At 42.4% G+C, this 13,609-nt stretch carries 12 protein-coding genes; 3 read left to right on the top strand and 9 right to left on the bottom strand.

The window, feature by feature from the left end; all coding sequences use genetic code 11:
* Window positions 1–276: 276 nt before the first annotated feature.
* The 7 genes from murE to rnr all read right to left on the bottom strand — a co-directional run bounded on the left by murE (window position 277) and on the right by rnr (window position 8,438).
* Complete coding sequence (gene murE, locus EL242_RS00375) at window positions 277–1,767, bottom strand: UDP-N-acetylmuramoyl-L-alanyl-D-glutamate--2,6-diaminopimelate ligase (RefSeq protein ID WP_126301074.1); 1,491 nt, start codon at window positions 1,765–1,767, stop codon at window positions 277–279.
* An 8-nt stretch (window positions 1,768–1,775) separates the two neighbouring features.
* Entirely contained in the window at window positions 1,776–3,836 is a 2,061-nt protein-coding gene (locus tag EL242_RS00370) for a penicillin-binding transpeptidase domain-containing protein (RefSeq protein WP_126301073.1), read from the bottom strand.
* A 3-nt stretch (window positions 3,837–3,839) separates the two neighbouring features.
* A complete protein-coding gene (ftsL, locus tag EL242_RS00365) occupies window positions 3,840–4,151 on the bottom strand; it encodes a cell division protein FtsL (RefSeq protein ID WP_006249737.1) in 312 nt (103 codons plus the stop codon).
* Window positions 4,152–4,169: 18 nt separating this feature from the next.
* On the bottom strand, window positions 4,170–5,108 hold the full coding sequence (gene rsmH, locus EL242_RS00360) for a 16S rRNA (cytosine(1402)-N(4))-methyltransferase RsmH (RefSeq protein ID WP_126301072.1): 939 nt from the start codon (window positions 5,106–5,108) through the stop codon (window positions 4,170–4,172).
* A gap of 15 nt (window positions 5,109–5,123) precedes the next feature.
* A complete protein-coding gene (gene mraZ / locus EL242_RS00355; protein WP_006249739.1) occupies window positions 5,124–5,582 on the bottom strand; it encodes a division/cell wall cluster transcriptional repressor MraZ in 459 nt (152 codons plus the stop codon).
* 222 nt (window positions 5,583–5,804) lie between these two features.
* Window positions 5,805–6,071: a hypothetical protein gene (locus EL242_RS00350; protein ID WP_126301071.1), complete on the bottom strand. Its 267-nt coding sequence runs from the start codon at window positions 6,069–6,071 to the stop codon at window positions 5,805–5,807.
* Between the two features lie 3 nt (window positions 6,072–6,074).
* On the bottom strand, window positions 6,075–8,438 hold the full coding sequence (gene rnr, locus EL242_RS00345; RefSeq protein ID WP_126301070.1) for a ribonuclease R: 2,364 nt from the start codon (window positions 8,436–8,438) through the stop codon (window positions 6,075–6,077).
* A 139-nt stretch (window positions 8,439–8,577) separates the two neighbouring features.
* Here rnr and EL242_RS00340 point away from each other — a divergent pair, with 139 nt between their 5' ends.
* Window positions 8,578–8,898, top strand: coding sequence for a zinc ribbon domain-containing protein YjdM (locus EL242_RS00340; protein WP_006249742.1), 321 nt, complete (start codon window positions 8,578–8,580; stop codon window positions 8,896–8,898).
* 51 nt (window positions 8,899–8,949) lie between these two features.
* On the opposite strand, the gene znuA is transcribed toward EL242_RS00340, so the two are convergent.
* Window positions 8,950–9,927, bottom strand: coding sequence for a zinc ABC transporter substrate-binding protein ZnuA (gene znuA / locus EL242_RS00335; protein WP_126301069.1), 978 nt, complete (start codon window positions 9,925–9,927; stop codon window positions 8,950–8,952).
* Window positions 9,928–10,058: 131 nt separating this feature from the next.
* Between znuA and ubiD the strand changes: the two genes are divergently transcribed.
* The gene (gene ubiD / locus EL242_RS00330; protein WP_126301068.1) at window positions 10,059–11,522 is read left to right on the top strand and encodes a 4-hydroxy-3-polyprenylbenzoate decarboxylase; all 1,464 of its coding nucleotides are present in this window, start codon (window positions 10,059–10,061) and stop codon (window positions 11,520–11,522) included.
* 96 nt (window positions 11,523–11,618) lie between these two features.
* Here ubiD and EL242_RS00325 read toward each other — a convergent pair whose 3' ends face one another.
* Window positions 11,619–12,443, bottom strand: a complete 825-nt coding sequence (locus tag EL242_RS00325; protein ID WP_126301067.1) for an AraC family transcriptional regulator — start codon at window positions 12,441–12,443, stop codon at window positions 11,619–11,621.
* A gap of 126 nt (window positions 12,444–12,569) precedes the next feature.
* Between EL242_RS00325 and EL242_RS00320 the strand changes: the two genes are divergently transcribed.
* Window positions 12,570–13,415, top strand: a complete 846-nt coding sequence (locus EL242_RS00320) for a cysteine hydrolase family protein (RefSeq protein ID WP_126301066.1) — start codon at window positions 12,570–12,572, stop codon at window positions 13,413–13,415.
* The last annotated feature ends 194 nt before the right edge of the window (window positions 13,416–13,609 follow it).

The following is a 13,609-nucleotide window of genomic DNA, read 5'->3' as shown; positions in this document are numbered from 1 at the left end:
CTAAAAATTTCAAGTCGTTCGGGCAACTCAGAAGGGAACCCGATCCGACCATACAAGCGGTGATTTTTTTGAAAAATTTTGCAAAATGATGCTCTGCCGGGTCCCCTTCTGAACCGCCTGAGCGACTTTGAATTTGTAGGAAAAATTCCTTGTTTGAGCAGCAAAGCTGCGAGTTTGGAATTTTTTCGTTAAGCAAATTCAAACCAAGCGAAGATAGCGGTGAAGTAGGGTCGCCTTTCTTTGGTTACTTTCTTTGGCGAAGCAAAGAAAGTGACATTAAAACAGATATTTCCTTGCCGTTTCCTGATCCGAAAAATGCAACTTCTCCGTACCAATAATCTGATAATCTTCGTGGCCTTTGCCGGCGATTAAAATCACATCGGTGGCTTTAGCTTGCTCAATGGCGGTTTTAATTGCCTCTTCACGGTTATGAATAATTTGTTGTGGTTTACTAAAGCCTTTCACAATATCTGCCATAATCTTTTGATTATCTTCAGTGCGCGGGTTGTCGTCTGTAGCAATCACTTTATCGGCTAATTTCTCGGCGATCGTTGCCATTAACGGGCGTTTGCCGGCGTCACGGTCGCCACCACAGCCGAAAATGCACCAAAGTTCGCCTTCGCAATGTAAACGAGCCGCTTGTAGGGCTTTTTCGAGGGCATCAGGGGTGTGAGCGTAGTCCACAATCACCATTGGCTTATTTGGAGCGGTGATACATTCCATTCTACCTGCTACGCCAACTAAATTCGGTGCAGTTTTAATCAGTTCTTGAATATCAAAGCCAAGAGCTAAAAGTCCGGCAAAGGCGGTAAGCAGATTATTTACATTGAAAGCCCCGATTAAACGGCTGTGTAACTCGCCATTGCCCCAGCTTGATTCAAACGCAATACTTGCCCCTTGCAGGGTAAATTTCACCGCCGTAGCTTTGACAAATCGGTGGTTGCCAGCAAATTCCGGATCAGTACTTACTGCAACCGCATTCGGTAATTGTGTCAGCCATTCACGCCCGATTTCATCATCGGCGTTAATCACTTGAGCTTTGGTGCTTAATTCGTTGAATAAACGGAATTTAGCTTGGGCATACTCTTCCATCGTGTTGTGGTAATCAAGGTGATCTCGGCTTAAATTCGTAAAGATCGCCAAATCAAAATCTAAAGCTTCTGCTCTAAATTGAGCCAAGCCGTGAGAGCTGACTTCCATCGCACAAAAATCCGCTCCAAGTTCAACAAAGCTCGCAAGATTACGCTGAATTTCAATAGCAGAGCCGGTGGTATTTACCGCTTCTTGCACTTGTCCGTACAAACCGTTGCCGATAGTACCCATAACTGCCGATTTTCCACCCAATAAATTACGCCATTGTGCTAATAATTGAGCGGTAGTCGTTTTACCGTTCGTGCCGGTAATGCCTGCTAAAGTCAGCTTGTGTGACGGGTTATGGTAAAAAGCTCCTGCAATTTCAGATAGCAATTTTGGCAAATTCGGTACTGAAACAACCTTGCAACAAGCGGTGCGATCTAGGTTAAATTTTGCAAATTTTGAATCAAGCTCAACTTCCGGCTGATCTTCATCAGCCTCAGCCAAAATGATTGCTGCGCCTTGTTCTATCGCATTCGGAATAAATTTTCTGCCATCAACTTGATGCCCTTTCAAGGCAACAAAAAGATCGCCTGACTGTACTTGGCGACTATCAAGTGTCATTTGTTTAAGCTCGGTGAGTTCTTTCACCCAAGCATCAAGTTCTGTAAGAAAAGGAAGTAAACGTTTCATAGCTAACCTTAATTGATAGGGCGTTCTAATTTAATTTCACGCACGGCACTTTGGGTATTTTCAGTTAAGTTATCCGGCTTAATATTACGTTGTTTTAACGTGTAACCCATAATGCGTGAGAACAATGGTGCAGAAACAAAGCCACCATAGTAGTTGCCCGCTTTAGGTTCGTTGATTAATACCACTAACGCAAAGCGAGGATCGCTTGCAGGTGCAATACCTGCAGTATAAGCAATATATTTTTCAACATATTTGCCTTTTTCTAATTTGCGTGCCGTACCGGTTTTGATGGCTACACGGTAGCCGTCCACCGCTGCACGTTGTCCACCTTCGCCTTTAGCCGCAACACTTTCCATCATATGCACTACGTCTCGGGTAGTTTTTTCAGGCAGAACCCGTTCGCCAATCACCGGTGGATCGACTTTGGTAATGGAAAGCGGACGGTATAACCCAAAACTCCCTAAAGTCGCATAAGCTCGAGCAAGTTGTAGAGGAGTCACATTTAAGCCGTATCCGTAGGAAAGGGTCGCACGTTCAATATCCGCCCAACGTTTGCGGTCACCATTTGAGCCTCGTTGTTCACCTAGCCCTAAACCGGTATCTTTACCGAAACCGATTTTGGTGTAAGTATCTACTAACGCATTTGCCGGCATTCTAAGGGCTAATTTACTTACCCCAATGTTACTGGATTTCTGTAAGATGCCCGTAAGTGTCAGACTGTCTCTTGGAGCAACGTCTTTAATCGTATGTCCATTGACAGCAAAGGGGCGTGTGCTGATTACCTCATCACGATAAGTTACCCCATTTTGTAATGCGGTTAATACGGTAAAAGGTTTCACTGTTGAACCCGGCTCAAAAGTATCGGTAATCGCACGGTTACGCATTAATTCGGGCTTAAAGCTATCCCGCTTGTTCGGGTTGAATGACGGGGCATTTGCCATTGCCAAAATTTCGCCGGTTTGCACATCAACCAAGACCGCTGTGCCTGATTCCGCATTATTTTCCTGTACTGCTTTTTTGATTTCGCCATAAACCATTGATTGTAACTCTTCATCAATGCTTAACATAACATCTTGCGGATCGTACTGTTTCTCTGAGCGAATATTTTCCACAATGTTGCCTTTGGCATCTTTTCGGATAATTTGTTTACCGTTTTTGCCGATCAGTAAGGAATCAAAACTACGCTCCAGCCCTTCTGAACCGTGCATATCATCTTTATCGGTAAAGCCGATCAACTGTGAAGATTCCTCTGCTAGCGGGTAAAAACGGCGTGATTCGACTTTAATCACTAATGCATCAATATCTAGTTCTTTTGCATATTCGCTAATAGCTTCAGATTGATGACGAGATAAATAAAGGAATCGCTGGCGGTTTTTGCTATAAAGCTCGTCCATTATGTCATTATAGGAACGGCCGATTTCTTTGCTTAATGCTTGGAATTTCTGGCGTTCTCTTACTAAATTTTCGTTATCTAAACGTAAAAAAGCCGAACTAGGGTTATTCCGTACTTTTTCTACTAAACTGTTGTAATCCAAGCCTGTAACTTGGGCAAGCTGAGTCCAATAGCCTTCGCTTTTAGTATTTAAAATAGAACGTGGATCAAAATCTACTTTTTCTTTTGAAAAATTTTTCTTTTCAATAAATTTATTAACGTTTGCCTCAATTTTACCTTTTGATGTTTCCATTTCAATCGCCAAGGCACGCCAGCTTTCGTTGGAACGGCGCAGTTTAGTATCAAAGTATTCTCTCGGGTCAAGTGTTAATGAGTACATTGGCACACTAATAGAGAGAAAACGCCCGTTACGATCTAAAATACGTCCACGGGTAAATTGGAGTTCTTTAGTACGAAGTGAGCGGTTATTAGCCTCTTTAATTAATCTTTCAGAGTCAAAAAGCTGAATATAGGCGGTTTGTGCTAGTAAGCCACCAACCATTAATAGCATAAAAAACACAACCACTCTAAAGCGAGTAGGTAAAAAACTCGGTGTTTTTTTACCTTCTGCTTGTTGAGGCTCTGCTTTTGCGACAGGGGCTCCTTGCTTACGTTTTAATTTAACTGATTTAACCATTTTTTATTCAACTAAAATAATTTCTTGCTCTTTTTTAATCGGCTGTAATCCGAACGATTTAGCGGCGGCATCAACTCTTGCCCGACTGCTTCTGCTGTTTTCTTCTAATTGCAGATTAGTATATTGGCTTTCCAACTTTTGGTTTGCTTGAATCAGTTGCCCTTGTTCGCTCACCGATAAACGAGTCTGGTGGGTTATCCAAATCGTAGCCACTGCTGAAATCACTACACCAATCAACAATAAAAGAGCCACTTTGTTATGGCTAAAAATATCATCAATGATGATTTGATGTAACGGATAACGTTCGTTCGACATATTCTTCCCTATTTACTGTTAGCGTTTTTCGGCAATCCGCAATACCGCACTGCGTGAGCGGGCATTTGCTTCAATTTCGGCTTCGCTCGGCATAATCGCTTTGCCAATAGTTTTCAGCGGAATATTTTTAGTTAACTCCACTTCTAAAATCGGTAAACCTCGAGGGACTTCCATTCCTTTACTATGTTTACGCATAAACTGTTTCACCATTCTGTCTTCAAGGGAATGGAAACTGATAATCGACAAACGCCCTTCAGGGGCTAACACCGTTAATGCGGAATTTAAAGCCTTTTCCAGTTCGTCTAATTCACTATTGATAAAAATGCGAATTGCTTGGAACGAACGGGTTGCAGGGTGTTTGTGCTTATCTTTAAACGGCACCGCATCCGCAATAATTTGCGCGAGCTGCAAAGTTCGACTGATTTTTTCAGTTGCAGATTTATTGTAAGAAACGACCGCTTGTGCAATCCGTTTGGCAAAACGCTCTTCGCCAAATTCTTTTAATACCCAAGCTAAATCTTCTGCCGAAACTTGGGCAAGCCACTCGGCTGCCGATAAGCCTTTGGTGGTATCCATTCGCATATCAAGCGGCCCGTCACGCATAAAACTAAAGCCTCGTTCGGCTTCATCAAGCTGCGGGGAAGACACACCTAAATCCAATAAAATACCGTCAATTTTGCCCACCAACCCCATTCGTTCACACAGTTCGGGAATGGCAGAAAATGCCGTATGTTCAATTTGAAAACGAGGGTCACTAATCGTTTGGGCTTCCGCTATCGCTCGAGGGTCACGATCAGTTGCGATTAATCGCCCATTTTCGCCCAGTTTGGATAAAATCAAGCGAGAATGCCCGCCACGCCCGAAAGTACCGTCAATATAGATACCGTTAGGCTTAATTGCCAAGCCGTCAACCGCTTCGTGCAATAATACTGTAATATGTTTTGGGTTCTCGCTCATCTCAATTTCCAATTACTAGAGAGACAGGTTTTTCAATGCTTCGCAGTCTAAAATTTCTGCCGAACTGCCAAAAGCAAGATCTTCGGCAATTTGTGCTTGCCATTGTTTATCTTGCCAAATTTCAAATTTGTTTAATTGTCCAACCAGCATAATTTGTTGCTCTAATTGTGCGTGTTGGCGAAGTGTAGGGCTAAGCAGTATTCGCCCTGCCGAATCCATTTCACATTCGGTAGCAAAGCCTTGCATTACTCGCTGAATGCGGCGTTGAACAGGGTCAAAATTAGATAGTGCCAACAATTTCTGTTCAACCATTTCCCATTCGTGAAGTGGGTAAAGTAACAAACAAGGCTGGCGGATATCCACAGTGCAAACTAAGATCCCGTGATGTTTTTCCAATAGCTCGGCACGATAACGGGTCGGAATAGCGATCCGCCCTTTGCTATCAATGCTAATTGAACTTGCACCACGAAACATTTTACTGATTTACCTTTTTAAATGAGGTTAAATTTAAGGAAAAGTTCCACAATTCACCACTTTTTCCCACTTAATTGCTGGAATTTTATAGATTAGTGATACATCTATCAAGGAGTTTTAGTTTATTTACACAATAAAGGTCTATCTTTTTTGATAGACCTTTGATCTTGGAAGGATTATTCAGATGAGATTTGCAACTTTTTGCAAAAACAAAACCGCTTGTTAGCGTTTGAGCACTGCTTGCACTAATGAAATCACGCCATAAACCGCCCAATATAATAACACCGAGCCGAAAAACAGCGTGGTAGTGTGCGGCAGCCAGTAATAAACGCCCAGAACTTCGGCAGTTCGGCACTCTAAACGTTGTGAATCGTTGAGTTTGCTCAGATCGCTACAATCAAACGGGATATAGGTGAACAAAAAATAGCTTATTATTGCAATTACTAAAGCAAATAAAAGGCTGAATAAAATTTGTTTTTTGTAATCCATTTGCTATTTTTTCCTTGATTTACTAGCGGTCGTTTTTGTCCGTTTTTTTGCAGATTTTGCCGGCTTTTTCTCAGCGACTTTTTTGGCTTTTTTTACCGTTTTAGGCTCTTTGAAAACAGGAACCTCTGTCGATTTTGCTTTTTTCTTGGCGGTCTTGCCGGTTTTCTTATTACCGGTCAGCAACTCAAAATCAATTTTTTTCTCGTCTAAATTCACATTGATTACTTTCACCCGAACTGCATCGCCTAACCGATAGATGATCCCACTCCCGCCGACTAAACGTTGTCGGTCAGCATCATAGTGGTAATAATCATTATCCAACGTTGAAATATGAACCAATCCGTCAATTAAAAGCTCATTAAGTTTCACAAATAAGCCAAAGCCGGTAACACTCGAAATCACGCCATCAAACTCTTCACCAAGATGATCTTGCATAAATTCGCATTTTAGCCAATCTGCCACTTCTCGGGTTGCCTCATCGGCTCGGCGTTCGGTGGCAGAACATTTGTCACCAAATTCGTCCATATCATCTAACTTGTAGTGATAACCACCGCCATCGGTATAGTGACGGGTGTTGCCTTTGCCTTTTTCAATCAGATATTTAATCGCACGGTGTAACAGCAAATCAGGATAACGGCGAATCGGCGAGGTAAAATGAGCATATTCGGTTAATGCCAAGCCGAAATGCCCGATATTATCCGCCGCATACACCGCTTGTTTCAACGAGCGAAGCAACATTGTTTGAATTAACTCTTTATCGGCACGTTCGGCAATTTGCTCCAGTAATACTCCGTAATCTTTTGGGGTTGGATCTAAGCCTACGTCCCACATTAAGCCACACTCACGCACAAAGGATTTGAAACTGAGCAATTTTTCTTCGCTCGGTTTATCGTGAATTCGATATAATGCCGGTTCGTTCGCTTTTTCCACAAAACGAGCGGCAGCGATATTGGCTAAAATCATACACTCTTCAATCAATTTATGGGCATCGTTGCGGATTAATGGCTCAATTCGCTCAATTCGCCCTTGCGGGTTGAAAATAAATTGATTTTCAATGGTTTCAAATTCAATCGCCCCTCGTTTATGGCGGGCTTTCATTAAGGTTTGGAACATTGCATAGAGTTCTTCAATATGCGGCACTAATGGAGCATAGCGTTCACGCAAGGTTTCATCACCCTCCAACATTTTCCACACTTTAGTGTAAGTTAAACGGGCGTGGGAATTCATTACTGCTTCATAGAATCGATAATCTTGCAATTCTCCTTTATTGGAAACCGACATTTCCGCCACCAAACAGAGCCTGTCAACCTGTGGGTTGAGTGAACACAAGCCGTTGGAAAGCACCTCCGGCAACATTGGCACAACCCGATTCGGGAAATAGACCGAGTTACCACGATTTAGGGCTTCCAAATCTAATGCGGTTTTCGGGCGAACGTAGTAACTCACATCGGCAATCGCTACCCATAACCGCCAGCCGTTGCCCTCTTTCTTGGCAAATACGGCATCATCAAAATCTCGGGCATCTTCGCCGTCAATGGTAATCAGCGGTAGATCTCGCAAATCCACCCGCCCTTGCTTGGCTTCTTCTGGCACTTCTTCGCTGCTAAATTGGCGGATTTGTTTTTCTACCCCTTCCGGCCAAACGTGCGGAATATCGTGATTGCGTAAAGCAATTTCAATTTCCATTCCCGGAGCTAAATTATCCCCTAGAATTTCAGTGATAATTCCAACCGGGCGGCTAAAACTCGCTTTTCTTTCCTGTAGTTCCACCACCACGACTTGTCCCATTCTCGCTCCCATACGGTGTTCATCTGGAATCAGAATGTCTTGGTTAATGCGGCTGTCATCAGGCACGACAAAACCAATGCCGCTTTCAAGGAAAAAACGCCCCACAATCTGTTTCTTACGGGCTTCCAACACCCGTACAATGCGGACTTCTTTACGCCCACGGCGGTCTGTGCCGTTTGGTTGAGCCAGCACAAAGTCACCGTGCATCACTTTTACCATTTGGGCATTGGGAATAAACCAATCTTCGCTTTTAGTTACCCCTTTTTCGTGTCCTTCCACCTGTAAAAAACCGTAACCGTCACGATGACCGATAACAGTGCCTTTGATTAAATCCATCTTTTCCGGCAATGCGTAGCGTTTACCTTTGGTGAACACCAATTCTCCGTCATTTTCCATCGCACGCAAACGGCGGCGAATGCCTTCCATTCGTTCTTCATCATAAATATGGAAAGCGTCCAGTAATTCATCACGACTCATTGGTGCATCGTATTCTCGAATCGTTTTTAAAATAAACTCTCGGCTTGGCACCGGGTTTTCGTATTTTTCTAATTCTTGCTGATAATTAGGATCGACTATCATAGTATCCTCCTTTTGTTAGTTATGGGCTATTCTAACTGACTTTTAGCTTGATTGGTAAAAAATCGGCAAAATATGACCGCTTAGCGTTTTGCTGGATTTCGGTATATAATCTGGTTCTTTATTAATTTGAGGAATTAAAATGATTTACCCAACCTGCCCTGAATGTAAAAGCGAAAATACTTACCACGACTCAATTCAATTTGTTTGCCCGGATTGTGCGTATGAATGGACGGGCGAAGAAACGGATCAAGATGATGATGTGCTAATTGTAAAAGACAGTAATGGCAATTTATTATCTGACGGGGACGATGTATTATTAATCAAAGATTTAAAATTAAAAGGCTCGTCTGAAGTACTGAAAAAAGGTACAAAATTCAAAGGAATCCGTTTAGCTCAAGGTGACCATAATGTCGATTGCGGTAAAATTATGTTGAAATCAGAATTCTTAAAAAAAGCTTAAGTGATGTAATCGCAAAATCCCCCATTTATATTTAAATGGGGGATTTTTAACTTATTTTGTTAAACATTGGCTAAATTCGTCAGCCAAAACTTGTAAAAATTCAGGGTAAGCAGTCGCACTTAACTGAACTTTTGCACCCAGTGGGTCTAATTGCCCTACGTTCACTTTGGTTTCTTTTGCTAAGGTTTCAATCACTTTTGGCGTGAATTGAGGCTCGGCAAATAAACATTGTGCTTTGTGCTTTTCAATATTTTTCTTGATAGAAGCAATGGTTTTCGCACCCGGTGCAACGGTTGGGTTAATGGTAAATGAACCCAATGAATTTAAACCATACTCTCTTTCAAAATAGCCATAAGCATCGTGGAATGTGTAGTAACCTTTGGCTTTTACCGGCTCTAATTGTTTCGCAATGTCTGCTTTTTTTGCGGTTAAATTTGCTTTAAATTTTGCAAGGTTTTCCGCAATTTTCGCTTTTTGTTCCGGCATTTGTTCGCTTAAACGTGCCGCAATTTGCTCTGCTGCCAGCTCACTTGCTTCAGCTGAGAACCAGATGTGCCAATCTTCATCGTGGCTATGTCCGTGATGATCGTGGTCATGCCCTTCGTGTTTATGCTCATGCTTGTGTTCGTGCTTATGCTCATGTTTATGGGCGTGTTCATCTTTATGATCATGATCATCGTCTTTGTGTTCTTTTTTGCTTGCTTTCTCAACAATTTCATCAATCGCATCAACATCTTCAAGCGTCAACACTTTTTCTTTCGGTAATTTTTCAATGCTTTTTTCTAAAAAGCCTTCTAAGCCGTCACCAACCCAAACCACTAATTGAGCAGATTGTAATTGAGTAACATCTGAAGGTTTTAAGCTGTAATCATGCGGAGAAGCGGTTACCGGTAATAATACTTTAGTTTCGGTTACACCTTCGGTAATGGCACTAGCAATAAAGCCTAGCGGTTTAACACTGGTTAGCACATCGGCTTGAGCAACGCCTGCCCCTAAAACGGCAAGGCTGAGTAAGGTTTTCTTAAACATAATATCTCCTTGTATATAGTCAAGTTGGGCTATTCTAACAAAATCAAATAAAAATTCTATAATTTTTTTATGGGTATTTTTCATCTGCGTTTTTCTATATACTTGCAAAAAAATCGAAAAATATGACCGCTATGAAGTATAAAAATCTCCGTGAATTTCTTGATTTTCTTGAGGCACAGGGCGAATTAGTCCGCATTCAGCAAGAAATCGATCCTTATTTAGAAATGACCGAAATTGCCGACCGCACTTTACGCAAAGGCGGGCCGGCATTACTGTTTGAAAACCCGAAAGGCTATCAAATGCCGGTGTTGTGTAATTTATTCGGCACGCCCAAACGGGTAGCTCTGGGAATGGGGCAAGAAGATACCAAAGCTCTGCGTGAGCTGGGCAAGTTACTTGCCTTTTTAAAAGAGCCTGAACCACCGAAAGGGTTTAAAGATTTGATCGGGCAACTGCCACAATGGAAGCAAATTTTAAATATGCCCCCTAAGGTGCTGAGCAAAGCAGATTGCCAGCAAGTAGTAATTTCTGGCGATGAGGTTGATCTCTATAAGTTACCGATTATGCACTGCTGGCCAGGCGATGTTGCTCCGCTGGTCACTTGGGGGCTGACCATTACGCAAGGTCCTTACAAGAAACGCCAGAATTTAGGCATCTATCGTCAGCAACTTATCGGCAAAAACAAGCTGATTATGCGTTGGCTTTCCCACCGTGGTGGTGCGTTAGACTTCCAAGAGTGGAAAGCCGAAAACCCAGGTAAACCGTTTCCGGTATCGGTGGCGATTGGGGCAGATCCAGCCACTATTTTAGCGGCAGTCACCCCTGTGCCGGATACGCTTTCGGAATATGCGTTCGCAGGGCTGTTGCGAGGGCATAAAACCGAAGTGGTCAAATCTATTTCCAATGAGTTAGAAGTGCCGGCAAGTAGCGAAATTGTGCTAGAGGGCTATATCGATCTTGAAGAAACCGCTTTGGAAGGCCCTTACGGCGACCACACCGGCTACTACAACGAGCAAGAATATTTTCCGGTATTTACCGTTACCCATATTACGATGCGAAAAGATGCAATTTATCATTCTACCTACACCGGCAGACCACCTGATGAACCGGCAGTATTAGGCGAAGCATTAAATGAAGTCTTTATTCCGATTTTGCAAAAACAGTTTCCGGAAATTGTCGATTTCTACTTGCCACCTGAAGGCTGTTCTTACCGTTTAGCTGTGGTGACGATGAAAAAACAATATGCCGGACACGCTAAACGGGTGATGATGGGAGTTTGGTCGTTCCTGCGTCAATTTATGTACACCAAGTTTGTGATTGTGTGCGATGATGATGTGAACGCTCGAGATTGGAAAGACGTGATTTGGGCGATCACTACCCGTTGTGACCCGGCTCGAGATACGACACTGATTGAACATACCCCGATTGATTATCTTGATTTTGCTTCACCGATTGCAGGGCTTGGCTCGAAAATGGGGATTGATGCCACCAATAAATGGGTGGGTGAAACTTCCAGAGAGTGGGGAACGCCAATCAAAAAAGATGACAATGTGGTGAAACGCATTGATGAAATTTGGGATTCTCTTGGCATCTAAGACAACATTTAACCGCTTGTGTCACACTGTTCTTCACACTACAAGCGGTTAAATTTTTTGATCTTTTTACCATTCTGCTTTTTGTTGCCAATCAGGTTACGATTCTTTATTTTGAGCTAACCATTCGGTAGGTGAAAGCCCTAGTTCCCGCATAAAAACACGGCTGAGTGCAGCATTGTGGCTATAGCCGACTTGCTCTGCCACCAATGCCACCGACATACCTTTTTGTAATAAATGTTGGGCAACCGCTAATCGCCAGTTAGTGAGATAATCCATCGGCGAAACCCCCATCGTTTGTTTAAAATAAGCGGCAAAGCGTGAACGAGACATTAATGCCATATTTGCTAACTCCTCTACATTCCAATCTCGTTCCGGTGCATTATGAATAGCTAACAGCACTTTCCCTAATTGCTTATCTGCCAAACCTTTTAACAAACCTGTTTGAATGTACCCTTTTTCTAAACATTGGCGGGCAACCTTCAAGGTAAAATAGGCACATAAATGGTGGATCATTGCCTGATAACCACACCCTTTCTGATTTACTTCACTAAAAATTTGATCGGCTAATACCCCCAATTCCGGATACTGTGCCAACTCTAAGATCACAATATTATGCAAGGTATGCGTTAATGGGTTGCGAATCCCTTTGCCAAAATCAAAATTAATACAAAATATATCTAACCCACTATCATCTAACGGATGCAAACTATGCAAAATATTGGTTGGTGAAAAAATAATCGCAGGGCGTTCAATCGTAATCGGGCGTTCGGCAGCCTGATTTAAAATAAAACGTCCCTGACGAACGAAATGCAAATAGCCTTTATTCTCTTCATTAAAAGTCCCGATTTGACATAAATGACCTAGATGAAATAAATCCGTGCGAAACTGAAATTGGGTAAAAAGATGAGTCAAACTATCCACATTAAGCTCCTTGGGTAAAGAATTGAGACGAACGGTTAAAACAGGAGAAATGCGATCACTATAATAGCAACCCGTTCGGTAACGCAAGTTATCGTTACAATTTGTATATCTATTAATGAGGATAAAATAATGTCACAAGCACAATTTGAAGAAATCAACCAAGAACGCCGTCAAGCCCTTAACCACGGCTCTCGTATTGCAATGGCTGCCAGTGTATTAGGTGCATTAGGTATTGCATCAACAGCAAATGCAAAACAAGCCGGCGCAGAAAAATCACCTTATGCAGAGCCGGAACAATACGGTTTAAAACGCCACGGAATGACTATTGATCCAAAACGTGTGGCATTAGTAGTAGTTGATCCACAAATTGACTTCCTAAGCCCGAAAGGCGTGATGTGGGGCGTGTTAGGCGACTCTATTAAAGAGAACAACACCGTAGCCAACATTGAAAGCCTATTTAAAGCGGCAAAAGCAGTGGATATGCCAACCTTTGTTTCGCCACACTATTACTACCCAACCGATCACAAATGGGAATTTGGCTCACCGGGCGAACACTTTATGCACGACAGCGGAATGTTTGCGAGAAAAGGTCAATACACAATGGAAGGCTTTGAAAATTCAGGTGCGGATTTTATGCCTGAGTACAAACCATACATTTTTGATGGTAAAACAGTGATTGCTTCACCACATAAAGTTTTTGGCCCAGAAACCAATGACTTAGTGTTGCAATTACGCAAACGTAAAATCGACCAAGTAATTTTAGCCGGTATGGCTGCCAACTTATGTATTGATTCACACTTGCGTGAATTAATCGAACAAGGTTTTGAAGTAACAGTGGTGAAAGATGCAACCGCTGGGCCTCGTATTCCTGAAGGTGACGGCTATCTTGCAGCATTAACCAACTACCGTATTATCGCAAATGACCTCTGGACCACTGAAGATGCAGTGAAAAAAATGACGGCAAAAGCATAATATTGGCTTTACAAGCGGTTAAATTTAGCACTTTTTTTGCAAATTTAACCGCTTAGATTTCACGCTTATCTCCAGTACTCATACCAAATCTCGTTATTTCTTCATTCTTACCTTTTTACTTCAATATTCATACCCACAAATAACAGCTACCCTACAATAATTACCTTGCCTTTTTCAAGGTTAAAGTGCGATAA

Origin of the sequence: Mannheimia haemolytica, from assembly GCA_900638155.1 — a bacterium.
Lineage (GTDB): Bacteria > Pseudomonadota > Gammaproteobacteria > Enterobacterales > Pasteurellaceae > Mannheimia > Mannheimia glucosida.
This window is presented reverse-complemented; position numbering and strand designations above follow the sequence as displayed.

Bases quoted from the DNA above. Each gene is read 5' to 3' on its own strand.
- ftsL (WP_006249737.1), bottom strand. From the start codon at position 4,151: ATGTCGAACGAACGTTATCCGTTACATCAAATCATCATTGATGATATT.
- EL242_RS00340 (WP_006249742.1), top strand. From the start codon at position 8,578: ATGATTTACCCAACCTGCCCTGAATGTAAAAGCGAAAATACTTACCAC.
- murE (WP_126301074.1), bottom strand. From the start codon at position 1,767: ATGAAACGTTTACTTCCTTTTCTTACAGAACTTGATGCTTGGGTGAAA.
- rnr (WP_126301070.1), bottom strand. From the start codon at position 8,438: ATGATAGTCGATCCTAATTATCAGCAAGAATTAGAAAAATACGAAAAC.
- mraZ (WP_006249739.1), bottom strand. From the start codon at position 5,582: ATGTTTCGTGGTGCAAGTTCAATTAGCATTGATAGCAAAGGGCGGATC.
- EL242_RS00350 (WP_126301071.1), bottom strand. From the start codon at position 6,071: ATGGATTACAAAAAACAAATTTTATTCAGCCTTTTATTTGCTTTAGTA.
- znuA (WP_126301069.1), bottom strand. From the start codon at position 9,927: ATGTTTAAGAAAACCTTACTCAGCCTTGCCGTTTTAGGGGCAGGCGTT.
- rsmH (WP_126301072.1), bottom strand. From the start codon at position 5,108: ATGAGCGAGAACCCAAAACATATTACAGTATTATTGCACGAAGCGGTT.
- ubiD (WP_126301068.1), top strand. From the start codon at position 10,059: ATGAAGTATAAAAATCTCCGTGAATTTCTTGATTTTCTTGAGGCACAG.
- EL242_RS00370 (WP_126301073.1), bottom strand. From the start codon at position 3,836: ATGGTTAAATCAGTTAAATTAAAACGTAAGCAAGGAGCCCCTGTCGCA.